General features: G+C 41.6%; 17 protein-coding genes and 1 pseudogene. 3 read left to right on the top strand and 15 right to left on the bottom strand.

Features of this window, described 5'->3' with window-relative positions:
* Positions 1–8 precede the first annotated feature (8 nt).
* Positions 9–569, top strand: a complete 561-nt coding sequence (gene rfbC, locus EL162_RS06040; RefSeq protein ID WP_126331688.1) for a dTDP-4-dehydrorhamnose 3,5-epimerase — start codon at positions 9–11, stop codon at positions 567–569.
* 634 nt (positions 570–1,203) lie between these two features.
* Here rfbC and EL162_RS06030 read toward each other — a convergent pair.
* The 14 genes and pseudogenes from EL162_RS06030 to EL162_RS05975 all read right to left on the bottom strand — a co-directional run bounded on the left by EL162_RS06030 (position 1,204) and on the right by EL162_RS05975 (position 13,366).
* Entirely contained in the window at positions 1,204–1,575 is a 372-nt protein-coding gene (locus EL162_RS06030; protein ID WP_126330800.1) for a hypothetical protein, read from the bottom strand.
* 21 nt (positions 1,576–1,596) lie between these two features.
* Entirely contained in the window at positions 1,597–2,082 is a 486-nt protein-coding gene (locus tag EL162_RS06025) for a PM0498 family protein (RefSeq protein ID WP_126330797.1), read from the bottom strand.
* Between the two features lie 2 nt (positions 2,083–2,084).
* Positions 2,085–2,657 (bottom strand): hypothetical protein, encoded by a 573-nt coding sequence (locus EL162_RS06020; protein ID WP_126330795.1) that lies wholly within the window; start codon positions 2,655–2,657, stop codon positions 2,085–2,087.
* Between the two features lie 284 nt (positions 2,658–2,941).
* Positions 2,942–3,097, bottom strand: a complete 156-nt coding sequence (locus EL162_RS10000) for a hypothetical protein (protein WP_170161421.1) — start codon at positions 3,095–3,097, stop codon at positions 2,942–2,944.
* A gap of 104 nt (positions 3,098–3,201) precedes the next feature.
* On the bottom strand, positions 3,202–4,014 hold the full coding sequence (locus tag EL162_RS10365; RefSeq protein ID WP_126330793.1) for a hypothetical protein: 813 nt from the start codon (positions 4,012–4,014) through the stop codon (positions 3,202–3,204).
* 201 nt (positions 4,015–4,215) lie between these two features.
* A complete protein-coding gene (locus tag EL162_RS06010; RefSeq protein ID WP_076555193.1) occupies positions 4,216–4,560 on the bottom strand; it encodes a CdiI-like immunity protein in 345 nt (114 codons plus the stop codon).
* A gap of 5 nt (positions 4,561–4,565) precedes the next feature.
* The gene (locus EL162_RS06005; protein ID WP_170161420.1) at positions 4,566–5,483 is read right to left on the bottom strand and encodes a VENN motif pre-toxin domain-containing protein; all 918 of its coding nucleotides are present in this window, start codon (positions 5,481–5,483) and stop codon (positions 4,566–4,568) included.
* Between the two features lie 452 nt (positions 5,484–5,935).
* Positions 5,936–6,637: pseudogene (locus tag EL162_RS06000) on the bottom strand (IS1 family transposase).
* A gap of 551 nt (positions 6,638–7,188) precedes the next feature.
* Positions 7,189–8,634, bottom strand: a complete 1,446-nt coding sequence (locus EL162_RS05995) for an alanine/glycine:cation symporter family protein (protein ID WP_126330789.1) — start codon at positions 8,632–8,634, stop codon at positions 7,189–7,191.
* A 90-nt stretch (positions 8,635–8,724) separates the two neighbouring features.
* The gene (locus EL162_RS05990) at positions 8,725–10,215 is read right to left on the bottom strand and encodes an aldehyde dehydrogenase (RefSeq protein WP_126330787.1); all 1,491 of its coding nucleotides are present in this window, start codon (positions 10,213–10,215) and stop codon (positions 8,725–8,727) included.
* A 10-nt stretch (positions 10,216–10,225) separates the two neighbouring features.
* Positions 10,226–11,092 carry a 4-hydroxy-tetrahydrodipicolinate synthase gene (dapA, locus tag EL162_RS05985; protein ID WP_126330785.1) on the bottom strand — a complete coding sequence of 289 codons (867 nt, stop codon included), beginning with the start codon at positions 11,090–11,092 and terminating at the stop codon, positions 10,226–10,228.
* Positions 11,093–11,137: 45 nt separating this feature from the next.
* Positions 11,138–12,055 carry an NAD(P)/FAD-dependent oxidoreductase gene (locus EL162_RS05980; protein WP_375537713.1) on the bottom strand — a complete coding sequence of 306 codons (918 nt, stop codon included), beginning with the start codon at positions 12,053–12,055 and terminating at the stop codon, positions 11,138–11,140.
* Positions 11,997–12,404, bottom strand: a complete 408-nt coding sequence (locus EL162_RS10285) for an FAD-dependent oxidoreductase (protein WP_259772312.1) — start codon at positions 12,402–12,404, stop codon at positions 11,997–11,999. Before EL162_RS10285 ends, EL162_RS05980 begins: the two co-directional genes overlap by 59 nt.
* 2 nt (positions 12,405–12,406) lie before the next feature.
* Positions 12,407–13,366, bottom strand: a complete 960-nt coding sequence (locus EL162_RS05975; protein WP_126330783.1) for a proline racemase family protein — start codon at positions 13,364–13,366, stop codon at positions 12,407–12,409.
* 156 nt (positions 13,367–13,522) lie between these two features.
* Between EL162_RS05975 and EL162_RS05970 the strand changes: the two genes are divergently transcribed.
* Entirely contained in the window at positions 13,523–14,323 is an 801-nt protein-coding gene (locus EL162_RS05970; RefSeq protein WP_227543384.1) for an AraC family transcriptional regulator, read from the top strand.
* Positions 14,324–14,532: 209 nt separating this feature from the next.
* On the opposite strand, the gene radA is transcribed toward EL162_RS05970, so the two are convergent.
* Positions 14,533–15,948, bottom strand: a complete 1,416-nt coding sequence (radA, locus tag EL162_RS05965; RefSeq protein ID WP_076555349.1) for a DNA repair protein RadA — start codon at positions 15,946–15,948, stop codon at positions 14,533–14,535.
* A 471-nt stretch (positions 15,949–16,419) separates the two neighbouring features.
* Here radA and EL162_RS05960 point away from each other — a divergent pair, with 471 nt between their 5' ends.
* Positions 16,420–18,252, top strand: coding sequence for a phosphoenolpyruvate carboxykinase (GTP) (locus EL162_RS05960; RefSeq protein WP_126330781.1), 1,833 nt, complete (start codon positions 16,420–16,422; stop codon positions 18,250–18,252).
* Positions 18,253–18,296: the final 44 nt, after the last annotated feature.

Here is an 18,296-nt window from a genome sequence, read left to right as displayed (position 1 = left end):
GCATGAATATGAATGTCATAGAAACCAAAATCCCTGAATTGTTGATTTTTGAACCACGAATTTTTGCCGATGAGCGTGGTTGGTTTATGGAAAGTTTTAACCAAAATGTATTTGCCAAGGTACTTCAAGAGCGTGGTTTTGGTGTGCCAATCTTTGTACAAGATAACCATTCCATGTCATCAAAAGGTGTGTTGCGTGGATTGCATTATCAAAGCGAACCCTTTGCCCAAGGAAAATTGGTGCGTGTGGTACAGGGTCGTGCCTTTGATGTTGCGGTGGATATTCGTAAAGACTCACCAACCTTTGGGCAATGGGTCGGTGTAGAATTAAATGCCCAAACGCATCGCCAATTTTGGATACCTGCAGGCTTTGCTCATGGCTTTGTTGCATTGGAAGACAATACCCAATTTTTGTACAAAACCACAAACTTTTACCACAAAGACAGCGAGCGAAGCATCATATGGAATGATAAGACGATAGGGATTGATTGGCAAACAGAGGGTTTGGAATTGATTATCAATGAAAAAGATGCTCATGCCTTGTCTTTTATTCAGGCAACAAATGGCTGATTTGACAATTATTCATCGTGATGCTGGCTTATGCTTGCATACCTTCCCAATCTCCCCAGCACTCACCGCACTGCTCACATCACCATTGGTTGTGGTGTAGGTAGTGATGACTGTGGTTAAGCTTAAGATACTTGTAATGGTATCTTTTTGCTCTTGGGTGAGTTGCTTGAGATTTCTAGGGTTGATGACCTTACAACATTGTACTCAATATTATAAGCAATATGCACACCGTAATGACACCATACCAAATAATAAAAAATTTATAATAATAAGGCTTCTGAGAAATTCGATTTTTAATTATCAAGAATATAGGCGGCATTAACCACGCCAAAGAAAATGCAACCGAATAAATACGGAAAAACATGGGATGACCATCAATCATTAAACCAATGAAAGGAAATAAGAACAATAGCCCAACTGGATTAAACAACGAACAAAACAAAAGTATGGACAGGGTAAGCAGGCACTACACTCACAATTGTAAAAAACCGAATAGCACGCTCTAAATGTATCTTTTTAATTCTACGAGTTGCAATGCGTATCAATAGTCCAATATATAATAATAAGCTAACAATGCCAATTGTTATTAAATAAAAAAGATTGATAAGCAGTGTCACAAGAACCGTGTTAACTATTATTTCTTGCATTCTTTAACCTCTGGCATTTGCTTACAGCCAATAGTAATTCTATCCTTAGGATTTAAAAAATAACTCCATGGTGACCATACACGAAACTTCATGATAGAATCGGTTAAAAATTTGCTGAAAAAACTCCAAGAACGAATGTGCTTCTCATGAACCTTTTGCAATTCTGGATCATTTTGCTCATTGACCAATCGCCAATAGCTCCAGCTTAAAGTTCTATTTTGATGATTTTTATAAATATCTTGGAATTCTTTTTTGCCATTTTTCATAATTACAGCTCCAGCTTCAGCAATCCAATCAGAATAAAAGGTTTTATCAGCTCCCTTAAGGCTTAAAAAGCTCCTTGATTCACTTTCTGCCACTCTAAGCCCTTCCTAAACATGTTAAGACAAATAAAACATTACTGGTTGAATAAAATTTTCTATACCATTACTTAAATCATAAACTATTTCACCGTCTCTGATTTGATGAAAGTTAAATGTTGCAAAAAGACCAACATCGTCATCTTGAAAAGCTAAGACTGCCAAAACTTCAGAATCTCTTTGGCGATTCCATTTTTCTATAAACTTTTGAAAAAATACAATTGCTTGCTCAAATAATTTATCATCATTTACATAATCGCCTATATGTATTTTGTTGAACGATTGCTCCATTCCAGATAAATCAGCATAAATTTTTTTTATTTCATCAGCCGAAAATGACCTAGATAAATATTCATCGGGATATGTTTCTTGAAAAAAGACGCCGCCATCTTTATCCAAAAAATCTTCTGATAGAATTTTTTGAAGATTTGAGTCTAGTGTTGATTTTTCTATATCGATATTCATCTTGGCAATGTAGCCAAGCATGCTTTGATTTAATAACCGCATATTTATTTAGCTCCTAGATATTTCAAGGCTTTCTCTATTCCTTTACGGAATTTTCTATCATTTAATAGATTCTGTATAGATTTTGGTGCAAGTACACCATCATCTATTTTACCAACATAAAATTTACCATCTTTTGGATTGTAGTAATATTTTTTATTGTTGGCATCTTGATAATGTATCTGCCCAGCTCTAACCCCTGGTGCTGGATTTTCTACATCGATACGAGCTTTTGAACCTTTCTCCCTCCATACTGTCGTGCTAGGAAGTTGAGGTCCGGTAGCACCAAGCAAGCTCAGATCTTTTTCAGCTGGTTTATTTTTAGGGGTTTGAGCCGTAGAATTGGGTTTTTTATTATTCTTGATCCCAACCGCAGAAAATCCACTATTTCTACCAGCCCCAACTCCACCTTGTTCTTGTATAATCAGTACAGCTTTATCTAAGGCTTGAGTATTTGGATTACTAAGTGCAACATTTCGCCAAATTGATTCAGCTTGCTGATTTTCATTTTCTACATGAAGCCAATAATTTGTACCGCCTAACTTATTAAAATGTGTTTGAGTGAGGGTTTCACTCATTGCAAAGTACTGTTTGCGTAAGTTTTCACATTGTACGGCATTATAGTTTATTACGCAGACATTGTTTAAATTTTTTTTGTTGTTGATCGGACAGTACCAAGTATTTTTGAATTACTTGATCTTTACAAGTCTGATTACGGCAATCAGTTCAAGTTCTTTGTTTTGGGCATAATCACCGATTCTTTTCGGGGCTTCTTTGCCAAATTCTGTGGTGATGATTACCTGAGCATTTAGCTGTTTTTTGTATCCTTTGCTAAATGGTAACTTGTATTTGGTCTAAATTATTAACCAAATTCCAAAAAATGGCATTCAATCGCACATTCTGCACTATCATACCAATCTAAAAAAGTCTGCTGTAATTCATCCAAGATTATCTCATTTAGAGTTATCTCCAGATCCCTATTCATAATATCTCCAACCTCACTCATGTTAATAGACATGGGCACTGCATATGCCTCCGTCTGTGGATTAAATAACACAAATATCTTAAATAAATTATTATATCTTTTTACAAAGAATAATCTCAATTCCAACTTGGTTTGTATTACTGAGGAATCCATTTTCCACTCCTGACTCTATTTCTAGTATTTTGCTTGGTATTTTTAAATTGCGTTATGATTTTACCTTCGTTATCAAGAATTACAACCCTATCTCCCTTGATGTACACATGAGCACCAGTTTCACTGTCAAGATATCGCCTTCCCTCCAAGACAACTTTATTAGCATCACCAACACTCCTGTGGCTATCTGTTCTTGATTGAGCCTTTCTTTTGTCTCCATGCTTTGTTGTACCTGATACAGAATTAACCCCAACCCCATACCCAGCCGCCCCAGCCACACTACCAGCACGACGACCGCCATACAGTCTATCATTGGCAAGTTCACCTATAAATGCTTGGGCTTCATTGCCATGATAGCGATTGATATTGACAATACCAGTATCTCTGATGAAATAACCACCTGTGGCATTATTCCATCGGATACTATTAATGGTGGTGTTGGCATTTGCACCGCCAAGTCTTGATATGTCAGCATAAAGATTTGGTATGTATTTTAAATTATAATCACCTTGTGTGCCATCTTGAAATCGCAAGATTAGGTTTTGACAATTGCTTGCATTGAAGTTGTTAATACAGGCATTTTCAAATTCTTGGGTATTTTGTAGATTTTTTTGTGCATAAAAGCGGTTATTGTTTTCAATACAAACTGCGTTGCCCTTGCATGCTTGAAGTACCTGTCTCCAATTAGCCAATTCAAGATGACTCAAATAATTCCACCTTGTCTGCCCCACATTATTCACCGTGCTTGCTGTGCTGTCGCCTATGGTTGTGCCTAGGGCTGCTGATAGGGCAAGCAAAGCGGTTTGTCTTGTGGTTTCATCAAAGCCTTGTTTTGTAAGGTATTCATCAATCTTTGGAATGGCGTAAGCGGTTGTGCCTGCTGATACAGCTCCTTCTATTGTACCTGTGGCTAGAGCAGCAGTTATTGTGTGTAGTGCTATTCGGTAGATGCCGCCTTCTGCCCACTTATTAGCTTCTTTGGTGTTGTCATCTAATTACTATAAGTCTGTATTATTGCCTTGAAATCTCTTACTGCTTATGTATTTATCAAATACATATTTAGCAGCATATTCATCATATCGCTCAAAATCATAGATAAAGTTATATAAAAAATCACTGGTTTTATGGTTAAATTTAAATACGACAAAAGCCACACTTTCTTGAATTTCGAACAAAGATTTGATTAGGGCGATCGATTTGTCATCATCAATATTTGTAATATTATTTAATATAGATTTGATTAAAATTTCAATATTATAAAGTATAGATTCAACTTCATTATTGCATCTTTGAATGGTTAGTAAATTATCCATTAATGTTTTTGACATAATGTCTATTTGCATAAAAATCACCTGCTATTTCTTGTTGGTTGGATGTGCCATATTTCACCAGTTGTTGGGTTATAAATCATTTCTAAGTTGTTGGTTGTGTATCGATTAAAACTTGGCCTCCCTTGTGGATCTCTTTCAACTCTAGGATTTGATGATAATATCTCTCTAGCCTGAACAAAAGGCGCTGGTCTACCCTCTCGCCATAGTCTGTTATAGTAACTTTGGGTTATTTTCATATTATTTGCATAATAGTAACCACCACGACCAATAATTGGCTGGGATAAACCAGTCCGATAACCCACTTGTCTAAAAGCCTGATAAGCACTTTGTGCATCAGGATATGTCTGATTTGAATATCTAAGAAATCTACTAAATGCTTGATATTCAGCCACCTCAACAGCGGAAATGTGGCTATTGGGTCTAAGTGATGGAATGCCATTAAAGCCCGGCAAATATCTTCGGATTGCAGCTGTCTCAAGATTTATAATATCCAGCCTTTGTTGTTGAACAGGGTTTCTAACCACAATTCGACGACTGCTGTTATTATTCTCAACCCCAACTCTCCCCACTTCAGCAGCATTCACTGCACTGCTCACATCGCCAGTTGTGCTATAAGCAGTAGTAACTGTGGTTAAGTTTAAAATACTTGTAATAGTATCTTTTTGTTCTTGACTTAGCTCGTTTGGTTTTTTGCCAAATAAGAAGTCAGATAAGATAGGAGTAACAGCTTCACTGCCTGCTGCTGATAAAGCACCTATACCAATGTCTTGTCCTGTGGCGTAGCTTACGGCAGCACCTAGTATAGCATGAGCCAGTAGGTGTTGCGGGCTTTGTTCTTCTGGGCGATTACCATTGTCTAGTTGGTTTAGGGTTTTATTTTCTTTAAACTCCTGCCCAATCCGATAAGCAAGCTCTGGACTTGCTGATCTTGCCACATCACCTATGATACCATTTGAATTAGGAGTGTACAAGACTGAGGTGATGCTATCGAAGATTCTTAGGTTTGTTCAAGCTCTTATTTTGTAGGCTTAGTTGAATTTAAAAGTCAATCTCTTAAAAGCATACATCACTACTACATCACTTAATTGCAAAGCTAAGCATACTATAATTATACCATACCAAATCAGTGAAAATTTTATATAAAAATTGCGATGAATAATACATTTTTTAAATAATAAAAACAATGCAGGCATAAACCAAAGCAGAACAAAAGACAATCCAAAAAGAGCATCCTGTGTATTTTTAAATTTTAATAGGTAAACAAAGAAAAAGCTTTTCTTATCATCAAAAAACTCAAGCAAAAGAAATAAAAATAAAGTGATACTAGGAAATACCCCTATATATGAAAGTATGTTAATGTATTTTTGGCCCTGGTTCAAAAAGTATGCTACACCCACCCATAGTTGATATAATGAAACACCAAGTCAAATGCTTTAAGATGATTGGTTAGGTTTTTAGAGAAACAACACGTTTTTCTAAATGCTCGCCTAGCAAAGGTTCTAAGCCTTGTGTTATTGCCTTCAATACCAACGGTAAAGTGTTTACCCACTTGTTTGATAGAGTGCTTAAAAGCCGTCAGAAAGCTGTCCCAATCATCGCAAGCAATTTTATCAAAACTTATACCTAAACTCATCAGTTTTGACCTTAACTGTTTGGCAGTAGCAAGGTTTCTTTTGCCCCATACATAGGCAACAATCTCACCTGTGTGTCTATCGTACGCATAGATGAGCCAAACTTTGTTTTTCTTGTTACCCACACAAGTCCAAAACTCATCTATCTTTCAGGTATTGTAATGCTTTTGTCTTGGTTTGATTTGGTGATTACTGTTTGCAAGCACACTAAGCACTTTGCCCTTACTCACTTGTTCAAGTATCACAATGTCAGCAATGCTACAACCACGAACTAACATTAAGCGTATTTTGTTATCTATGTAAGATTGACAACCTTTGTAAGTAAGCTGTAAATGATGAACAAACTGTTTATGACAATCTTTGCAAAAATAGTTTTGTTTGCCATAGCTTTTTACGCCATTTTTCTTTATACTAACCGATAGGCAACTTGGGCAAGTAATGGTAATTTGTGTCTTCATAACCGTAAATTACCAACTTTTGTGCAAGTTGTCTTTTTAGTTTTTGTTACAGCATACTTTTTGGGCTACTACCAGTTCTTTTAGCTTGGCATTTTCCCAATGACTCAAATAATTCCACCTTGTCTGCCCCACATTATTCACAGTGCTTGCTGTACTGTCGCCTATGGTTGTGCCTAGTGTGGCTGATAGCGTTCCTACTACCTATCATAAATTTATAACCCCCACCGATCAAAAACATTCTCCTTTAGGCTACCACTTTTACAAACACATTACAAATAAAAACTCTAACAAAGTATATAAATACGACAAAAAGATAATTTAATCATTTTATAAAACAGAAGGATTTTCAACAAAGATTTTTATTCAAATTACACCCCACCCTCCAACCATCAGGCAAGCAAACCAAGCAAACTAAAATAACTTAGGCAAAACCAAGCACAAAAGCCAAATTCTGTATCGTGCAAAACTAAGCCTTATGGCTTGGTTGCCAAGTTTGGATTTGGTCCTTAAAACCCATCAAAATCAAGCATGATTCAATAGACCAAACACAATCACTGCTTATGCTTATCACTATAGCCAACCCAAAAATCAGCATTGTCAATACCCACCTTTCTTGGGTCAAAAACAGGATTTAGGCCTTTTTTCATTTGTGCATCATAGTCTTTTAGCACCTTAAAGGCGATTTTGCCAAGCAATACGATGGCGATAAAATTAAGATAACACATGGCACCAAAGCCAATATCGCCCAATGCCCACATCATGCCCGTTGATTGCACACTGCCAACATAGCAAATAATTAAAAATACAATTTTTAGTATTGTTTTAAAATACGGATAACGCAGTTTATTATCCAAATACACCAAGGTTGTTTCGGCAATATAATAATAAGCAAGCAGGCAAGTCCATGCAAATAAGAATATGGCTATTGCAACGAACGCAGGGCCAAAATCCAAAAACACGGTTGAAATCGCCGCCTGTGTGAATGCCGTACCAGCCGCCACATTTGGCATATTTTCAACCAGCATGGTGCCATCAGGATCTGCAACATTGTACATGCCTGTTGAGAGAATCATTAATGCTGTCGCCGTACAGACAAGCACAGTATCCACATAAACCGAAAAGCTCTGCACCAGCTCTTGTTTGGCAGGGTGCGATACTTCGGCAGCCGCCGAGCTAAATGTCGCCTCGCCTGCACCAGCAACATTAGAAAAAACCGCACGGCGGACACCCCAAGAAACTGCCGTGCCAACAATACCACCAAACACTGCATCCATGTCAAATGCACTTTTTACAATTAGGGCAATCATGCTAGGTATGGCAGAAATATTCGCAACTAGCACCACTGCCATCATTAAAATGTAGAATATCGCCATCAATGGAACAACTTTGTCAGCAAATCTAGCAATCCGCTTAATGCCGCCAAAGATAATAAAGGCCAACGGCATAATCACAATCAAACCTGTTATCGCTGGAGATAGCCCAAAAGCAGTGCTAAACGAATCACTGATTGTATTTGCCTGCACACCTGGCACCAAAACCCCATAAGACAGACAAATAACAGCCGCAACAAAAATTGCAAACGGCTTCATTTTTAGACCTTTTTCAATATAATAAGGTGAGCCGCCACGATACTGCTTATCGGCACTTTCTTTATAGACCTGAGCCAGAGTGGATTCAATAAAAGCACTTGCCCCACCCAATAGCCCCATGACAATCATCCAAAACACCGCACCCGGCCCGCCAGCTGCAATTGCGGTAGCCACGCCAGCGATGTTGCCCACACCAATACGGCCAGACAACGCCATACAAAACGCCTGAAATGAGCTAACGCCTTGCCCTGAATTGTTTTTGTCAAACAATAGGCGAATCATCTCTTTAAGATAGCGAAATTGCACACCCCTTGTAGCAACAGTAAAATAAATTCCCACAGCCAAAGCCAAATACACCAGAGCATCGCTCCAAATATAACCCACTATTGTATTGATAAAACCTTCCATATCCATTTCCTTAAGTTGCAAAAACCCTACCAATGGAATACAAACTCCAAAGGTTGTTACCACAAGTAGGGTTTTAAAAGTCCTTATTGCTTAGCAGATTGCCCAGATGGTCTTGGTTTGGCAATATTGCTCCAATGCCTCCAGTCCATTGTCCCTGCCGCCAAATCCTGATTGCTTATAGCCGCCAAATGGGGTTGTAATATCGCCCTCTGAGAAGCCATTAATTGATACCGTGCCAGCTTGGATTTGTCTTGCAACCGACAATGCACGCTTGAGATTTTGGGTATAAAATGACGCTGCCAGACCATAACTGCTGTCATTTGCCAGCCTTACCGCTTCTTCTTCGCTGTCAAATGCCGTTACAGCCAAAATAGGGCCGAACACTTCTTCCTTAAACAAAGTCATGTCAGCAGTTACATTCTCAAAAATAGTCGGTTCGATATACCAGCCACTGCCCATGTCTGCACATACCTTGCCACCTGTCAGCAATGACGCACCTTCGGATTTGGCGGTTTCTAGATAATGCACCACTTTGTCAAAGTGTGCCTGCTCAATCATCGGACCTAGCACAACATCATCTTGTCGTGGGTCGCCCAATTTCCAAGTGGCAAGCCCTGCAACCAGTTTGTCAAGTAAAAGCTGTTTTTTGCTGCTATGCACCAGCAATCTGGAGCCGCAGCTGCAGTTTTCGCTCATATTCCAAAAAGCTGCAGACAAGACATTATTAACCATATCTTCATCAATAACAGCGTCTTCAAAGACAATCTGAGGACTCTTGCCACCGCATTCTAGGACAATTTCTTTTAGATTGCTTTGTGCTGAATACTGCAAAAATAACCGCCCTACCTCAGTTGAGCCAGTAAAAGACACCATATCAATATCCATGTGTCTGCCAATGGCTGCACCCACAACCTCGCCGCGTCCACAGACCATCTGCAAAGCATCTTTTGGCACGCCTGCCTCATAAGCCAGCTCAATCATGCGATAAGCCGACAGGCTGGTCAGTTCGGCAGGCTTGACAATGACGCTGTTGCCCATGATTAATGCAGGTGCCACCTTCCAAGCAAACATCTGTGCAGGAAAATTCCACGGAAGTACAGCAGCCACCACGCCAATGGGCTCTTTGACAATCCAAGAAACCACACCGCCATCTGTTGGTGCCACCTTGCCAAAAACCTTATCAATCGCCTCGGCATACCAATCAAAAGTATCCAACGTTGCTGGCATATCGGTATTTATGCACTCGCTGATTGGCTTGCCAGCATCAATGCAATCCAGTGCTGCCAATTCTTCGGCGTGTTTTTTCATAAGGGCTGACCACGCCTGCATGATTTGCTTTCTTTGGGCGGGGGATTTGTCCTTCCATGTGCCATTATTAAAGCAAGCTCGTGCAGCCTTGACCGCTTGATTGACATGCTCTTCGGTGGCATCATCAATTGTGCCAATTGCACTGTTGTCAATTGGGGTGGTATTGGTCATTGTGGACTGGCATGGGTCAGCACCGACAATCAAATTGCCTGCATACAATACGCCCTGCTTGGCTGCCGCAAAAACAGCCTCTTTATTTTTTGGTGTTGTCATGATACAAACCTCAACTATTTAACAATGATAAAAATTCTTGTTTGTCTTCATTACTAATATCAACCAATGGCAGTCGAACACCACCGACATCAACCGTACCTTTTAGACAACCAATTTTGGCTTTTTGGTTATAATCGCCAGATTCCATCGAGCAGATTGCAGGATAAATTTTGCTCATGATGCGGCGAGCCTCGTCCCAGTTTTCGTTGCAAGCAGCTTGATAAATCGCCACTTGTTCATCAGGGAAGACATTGGCAGCACCTGCAATCCAACTTCTGGCTCCCCAAAAGAAGAAATCCACAGGCTGGTCATCACAGCCGCATACAATCTCAAAATTTGCAAACTTAGCCTGCAACATTCGCAAAGCATGGCTAAAATTACCGCTGCTTTCCTTAATGCCTATAATATACGGATTTTTGGACAAATACTCAACCGTTTCAAACTCAATATTAACGCCAACACGAGCAGGGAAATTATACATGATGATGGGCATTTTTACCGTATTTGCCACTTTTTCAAAATGAGCAATAATCCCTGCTTGCTCTGGCAAGCTGTACGGATTTGCCGACAACATCAGCCCTTCATAACCCATTTGCTTGGCTTGATGGGCAAGTTCAATGGTATAATCTGTTGATAGGCTATTGATGCCAGCAATTAGGCTAACTTTGCCTTTGGCGTGCTTGGCGATGGTTGTCATCACCACCTCGCGTTCTTTTGGTGATAAGGCATAATACTCGCCAGTTGTGCCACAAGCCACGATACCAGCCACGCCTTTGTTAATCAAACAACCAACCAATTTCTCCAAAGTTGGCAGATCTACCGCACCATTTTTGTCAAATGGGGTAACAATTGGCACCAAAACACCATGAATATTCATCTAGCATCTCCTTAATTTGCTGTGTTTATTAAAACTTAATAAATATTACTTTAATGGTTGCCCAAATCGCTCTAATTTGTAGGCAGTGCAATCAATGGCTGTCGGTCTGCCAAAGTGCAAATCGCTAATTATCTGCCCACTTACCACTGCCTGCGTCAGCCCCAGATGCTGATGCCCAAAATTTAGATAAACCCTACCAATCTTATCAATCACAGGTAAGGAATCTGCCGTTGATGGTCTAAACCCCATCCAAGGCGTAGATTGTGAGCTGTCCAAATCCTGATTAAACATAGGATTGGCAAGTTTGAGCAAATTATAGGCACGCTGCATATTGGGCGGTTTTTTTAGCCCAGCGAACTCAACAGTGCCTGCAAGCCTAAGCCCTGAGTGCATCGGCGTCATGATAAAGCGGCGATCCATACTCGTTACAGGGATATGTAGGCGATTGTGTTCATTGGGTAACATCAAATGATAACCTCGTTCGGTATCAAGAGGTACTTCAACGCCAGTTGCCTGTGTAACAAGCGGCTTTGAAAATGCACCAGCACTGATCAAAATATTTGGTGCCATGATTTCACCTTGTGTGGTTATTAAGCGTACAAACTGCCGCTCATTGTAAATTCTCCAAACCTTGCAGCCCTCATAAATAACACCGCCCATGCCAATAAAATGCCCAATCAATGCTTTGTACATTGCAGATAGATTGCCAACATGACCCGTATCTGGAAAAAATAACGCCCCCAGTTGATTTTTTGCCAAAGCAGGCTCTCTGGCAAGCAATTCATGCTGAGTGATAAAAGTATTTGCCACGCCAAGAGCGGCTAATTTTTTGCCGTGCTGGCGAAGCGACAATAAAGAAGACTCGCTTTCTGCCACCAGCAAGGAGCCTTTGGCAAAAACCCAATTATCCAGCCCCCATTTGTGCGAAAAATCCTGCCAAGCGGCTAGACTTACGCCATTGATTTGCTTTAATGCCGCATGAATTTTTTTGTGATGGCTCTTTTTTCATTGATAATAGCAGCTTCATAGCCCATGGCAATAATTTGGGCAGATAAGTCCAATCAATCCTTAAAGCCCCCAAAGGATCAAACAGCATGGCAGGCAACTGTTTGATAATGCCAAAGTCTGCAATGGCAAAAACTTGCTCCGTTGCCAAATGCCCTGCATTGCCAAAAGATGCACCAGCAGCCACTTTATCGGCTTCCAAAATAGCCACAGACTGACCCTGAGACTGCAACTGCAATGCTGCACACAGCCCAATCACACCGCCGCCTATGACATAAAAATCAGCACCAGAGTTGATTGCGTTCATGGTTAAAATCCCCAGCAAAATGGATCGTCTGCCTGCATGATAAGTTTGGTTTCGGCACTGATATAGGCATTGCCCCGAATGGTTGGGACAATTGTTACGCTCCCATATTGATTGTGGTTGCCAGCCGTCTCATAGCTTGCCAAAAATACACTGCCTATAATGCTCTCTTGTCGCCATACGGTTTTTGGCCGTAGCTTGCCATCAGCTGCAAGACAAGCAATCTTGGCACTGGTGCCTGTACCACATGGCGAACGATCATAGACCCCACCCGGGCATAGAACGAAGTTGCGACTGTCGGCAATATTTGATTCACCAAATAATTCAATATGATCAATCTCTTTGCCATCAGCTCCGACAATGCCTTGATTTTTCAGGGCTGATTTGATTTTTAAAGCCAGCTCGGTTAATTGCTTGACATTTTGCAGGTGCAGATTTTGCCCATGATCATTCACCAAAAAGAACCAGTTGCCACCCCATGCAACATCGCCATGGACAACACCCAAATCAGGCACCTTAAGCCTGACTTGCTTTTGGTAGCGATAAGATGGCACATTGGTAATACTACAACTACCATCATGATGCAAGGTAGCCGTAACAATCCCCACAGCGGTCTCTAAGCGATGCTCACCGACCCCAATTTTCCCCTGATAAGCCAAAGATGCAATCACCCCGATACTGCCATGCCCACACATACCAAGATAACCCTCGTTATTAAAAAATATAACGCCAGCAACCGCAGAATCATCACTTGGTGGCACAAGCAAAGCACCAACCATCACCTCGCTACCTCGCGGCTGCAAAATAATAGCTTGACGAAGATGGTCGTAATTTTGTTTAAAATCATTCAGCTTATCGGCAACGGTATCACCAAGCAGCCTAGGAAACCCTTGGTATACCATACGCGTAGGCTCGCCACCAGTATGCGAATCAATCAGATAAATGCAGACATCTTGTTGGTTCATGGTTATTCATTCCTTGTTGATTTTTGGCCAACTTTTGGTTTATGTTAGCGGTTTGGCGAATATAATGCTTGATAAATTCCTAACAAAAAACGCCGAATTTGGCACAGTTTGGTAAAATTATCCTTATATTTGCTATAATTTTTGTATGATGGAGTGATGAATATGCACAACGATACTTTGTCGCAATTGCACCTATTGCACCTTGATAAAAGCAAGGCAGATGGACGGTATGCGGTAGCCAACCTTGATGGTTTTATTGCCAGTATTTGGGCAATTATTCCTATTCTTGACCTATTAAGCTCAACGGTATTTTTTGTAAAAAATACCCAAGCTCAATATATGATTGTTAATAAAACCTTAAAAGCAAGACTTGATATAGAGCATGATTCGCAAATTATCGGCAAAACGCCTGCACAAATGTTTGGCGACAAACAAGGCGGTGAATATATGGCACAGGATTTAAAAGTTCTAGAAGGGGTATCTATTGTTGATAGGCTGGAGCTACATACTTATCCATCGGGTAAGTTAGGCTGGTGCATGACGCACAAATTTCCGATTTATAACCACAACAATCAAGTGGTGGCTATGGTTGGTGTTTCTATTGATATTGACAAGGACAATGGGCATCAATTAAAAAATCACGAAAAGCTGGCAATCGCCATCGATTATATGAAAGACCATGCCGAGCATAAACTCACCATCGGCGAGCTTGCCAAGCAAACAGGGCTGAGCATTTCAAGACTTGAACGGTTATTTCGTTCGGTTTTGCAGTTATCACCACAGCAAATGTTGCAAAAAATCCGCCTAGAAAAAGCCATCGATTTATTAAAAAATACTAAACAATCTGTGGTTGAGATTGCCTTGCAGTGTGGTTATGCAGATCACAGTGCATTTAGCAGGCAATTTAAGCAGCTCACAGGTTTATCACCAAGTGATTTTCGCAAAAGGCTGACATGACTTTACCAAAGTCTTTAACGCTACTACATTACGCCATCGCACGAACTTTGGCAATTTGACCACCATACAAAGACGTGGCGACAACCGATTATCACGCCAGCAACAATGGCGAGGTAGCAATAGCAAGCATGATGGCGTTGATAATCACAACCACAATCTCAAACTTGTAGCCACCCACCCTGACGGCAGCAAGAAATCAATTAATCAGTCTAATAATCAACCGAAAATGCTTGGCTTAAGGCATCATCAAGCCTATCAACAGCAATAATCCGAATGCCTGCAAACTGCTCGCTGTTTTCTTTGGGGGCATTGGCTTTTGGGACAATGGCATGAGTAAAACCATGTTTCATCGCCTCACGCAATCGCTCTTGACCATTTGGCACGGGACGAATCTCTCCAGACAATCCCACTTCGCCAAATACCGCCAAGCGATTTGGCAATGGTTTTTCGCGAATGCTTGAGGCACAGGCCAAAAGCACCGCCAAGTCTGACCCAGTTTCCATAACCTTCACCCCACCAACCACATTGACATAAACATCCATGCCGCTGGTATGAATGCCTCCATGTCGGTGCATGACCGCAAGCAGCATTGATAATCGCTGATAATCCAATCCCAATGCCATGCGTCTGGGTTGTCCTTGTGTACTATCCACCAAAGCCTGCACCTCAACCAATAGTGGCCTTGTCCCCTCTCGGCTCACCATCACCACAGAGCCTGCAATCGGTCTATCATAACGGCTCAAAAAAATCGCCGAAGGGTTGGCAACTTCTTTTAGCCCTGTATCGGTCATGCCAAAAATACCCAGCTCATTGACAGCACCAAAACGATTTTTTACCGCCCGAATCATACGAAACCGACTATCTGCCTCGCCTTCAAAATACAGCACAGTATCCACCATGTGTTCAAGCACACGCGGCCCTGCCAACGCCCCTTCTTTGGTAACATGACCCACCAAAAATAACGCCGTGCCTGTCTGCTTGGCAAAGCGTGTCAAAATCGCCGCCGATTCACGGATTTGTGCCACGCCACCAGGGGCAGATTGTATCATTTCGGTAAATAATGTCTGAATAGAATCAATGATGGCAATTGCAGGCTGTTCGCTACTTAATGCCATGCAAATAGCGTCCACATTGGTTTCGGCAAGTACGCGTAAGCGATCGGTTGGTAGACCCAGCCGCTTGGCACGCATGGCAACTTGGGATAAACTCTCCTCACCTGTAATATACAGTGCAGAACCTGCCAGCGAATCGCTAGATGCCATGTTGGCTGCCGTCTGAAGCAAAATGGTAGATTTGCCAATACCGGGGTCACCACCAATCAGCACCACTGAACCTGCCACCAAGCCACCACCCAAGACACGATCAAACTCACCAATCCCTGTAGGCATACGAGTCTCAAGCGTCAGCCCTACATTGTCAAGCGTCATCACACCACTGACCGCACCAGCATAACTTGCCGTCTTGCTTGCAGGTGTGCTGGATTTGGCTTTTTGATGATGTGGCAAGGTCGTACTGACCGCCTCAACAAGCGTGTTCCACTCGCCACAATCAGTGCATTGCCCCGACCATTTGCCATAGATTGCACCACACTGCTGGCAGACATAGCTGCTTTTGGCTTTTGCCATAATGCCCCACTGTTTATTTGTCAAATACCAGCATTATTGTAGCATTTTTGGGCGACTTTGTGGCAAGATTACAATCTTGAACAGCCATAATATAGCTATCAAAATCCACAAATGCCAATCATAACCATGCTAATGCCTATAGATAAAGCAAACTTCACACTTGTCATGTTGTCCAAAATATTCATCAAGCTGTCAAAATTGTTTGCTTATTGGTTGTTTTTATTCAATATTTGCATTCTAATAATGAACAAAATTAATACTTTATTGCCATAAATATTATCAAATTAAAAAATATATTCATTTATTTTTTGAATAATGCTTATCATTTGCCAGCTTTTGTGGTTTAATACAGTTTTTTAGCATATTTTGCATTGTTTTGTTACATATCAAGTGCTAATTTAGCACGCACAAATGACAGTGATATGACAATTTTAGCAAATTTGCTCAATTTTCATCAAATGAGATTTCATCATGACCACAAAGATTACCGCTCCAGCATTTGTTCGTCATCAAGCCCTAATTGACTGGGTTGCCGATATTGCCGCTTTAACCAAGCCTGCCGACATTCAATGGTGCGATGGCTCTGAAGAAGAAAATCAACGCCTGCTTGAGTTGATGATTGCCAATGGCACCATGGTCAAACTTAATGAGCAAAAGCACCCAAATTCTTATTTGGCATTTTCTGACCCTTCAGATGTGGCTCGTGTTGAAGATCGCACCTTTATTTGTTCAGAGCATGAAATTGATGCAGGTGCCACCAATAATTGGGTTGAGCCAAAGCAAATGCGTGCCAAGTTAAATGAATTGTTTGATGGCTGTATGGCTGGTCGCACTATGTATGTTGTGCCATTTAGCATGGGTCCGCTGGGTAGCCACATTGCCCAAATTGGCATTGAGATTACTGACTCGCCTTATGTGGTGGTAAGTATGCGAAAAATGGCTCGCATGGGCAAGGCGGTCTATGATGTACTAGGCACAGATGGGGCGTTTGTGCCTTGTGTGCATTCGGTCGGTATGCCACTGTCAGCAGGACAACAAGATGTTGCTTGGCCGTGCAATGACGAAAAATACATTGTGCATTTTCCAGAAACTCGTGAAATTTGGTCGTATGGCTCAGGTTATGGTGGCAATGCCCTGCTTGGCAAAAAATGCCTAGCGTTGCGTATCGCTTCTGCCATGGGTCGCGAGCAAGGCTGGTTGGCTGAGCATATGCTGATTTTGGGCGTAACCAATCCAGAAGGCAAAAAACACTATATCGCTGCCGCCTTCCCATCAGCCTGTGGCAAAACCAACTTTGCCATGCTAATCCCACCAGCTGGCTATGAAGGCTGGAAAGTCGAAACCGTTGGTGATGACATTGCTTGGATTAAGCCATCAGCTGACGGCAAACTATACGCCATCAACCCTGAAGCAGGATTCTTTGGCGTGGCTCCCGGCACCAACACCAAGACCAACTCAAACTGCATGAGCACCTTAGGCTCTGATGTTATCTACACCAATGTTGCCGTAACTGATGATGGCGAAGTATGGTGGGAAGGCAAAACCAAGGAAACGCCAGCCAACCTTACCAACTGGAAACGCCAGCCACACACAGGCGAAGAACGAGCCGCTCATGCCAATGCTCGCTTTACCGTTTCGGCTGCACAATGCCCTTCTATTGATCCTGAATGGGAAAATCCTGAAGGCGTGCCAATCTCTGCCTTTATCTTTGGGGGTCGCCGTGCTGACACCGTGCCTTTGGTATCAGAGGCATTTGATTGGGTAGATGGCGTATATAAAGCTGCCACGATGGGTTCTGAAACCACCGCCGCCGCTGTCGGTCAGCAAGGTGTTGTGCGTCGCGATCCTTTTGCCATGCTGCCTTTTGCAGGTTATAACATGGCGGATTATTTCAACCATTGGCTACAAATGGGCGAACAAATCAATCAAAAAGCCGCCGCTTCTGGCAATCAACCACCAAAAATGTTTAAAGTAAACTGGTTCCGCCGTGATGAGAATGGTGATTTTGTTTGGCCGGGCTTTGGGCAAAATATGCGTGTATTGCAATGGATTATCGAACGCTGCGAAAACAAAGCCAACGCCGTACAAACACCGATTGGGCTGGTGCCAACCTACGAGGATATCAATTGGGATCAATCGGATTTTAGCAAGGCACAGTTTGATTTGGTAACCAGCCAAGACAAACAGCAGTGGCTTGATGAGCTACAAAGCCATGCCGAGCTATTTGACAAACTTGGCGAGCGTATGCCAGAAGCCCTCAAGCAGCACAATCAAAAACTCATCAACGATGTTCAGGCATCATAAGAGCTTATGACATTTAAGGGTGGTTTTGCCACCCTTATTTTATT

This window comes from Moraxella cuniculi (assembly GCF_900637105.1).
Lineage (GTDB): Bacteria > Pseudomonadota > Gammaproteobacteria > Pseudomonadales > Moraxellaceae > Moraxella > Moraxella cuniculi.
This window is presented reverse-complemented; position numbering and strand designations above follow the sequence as displayed.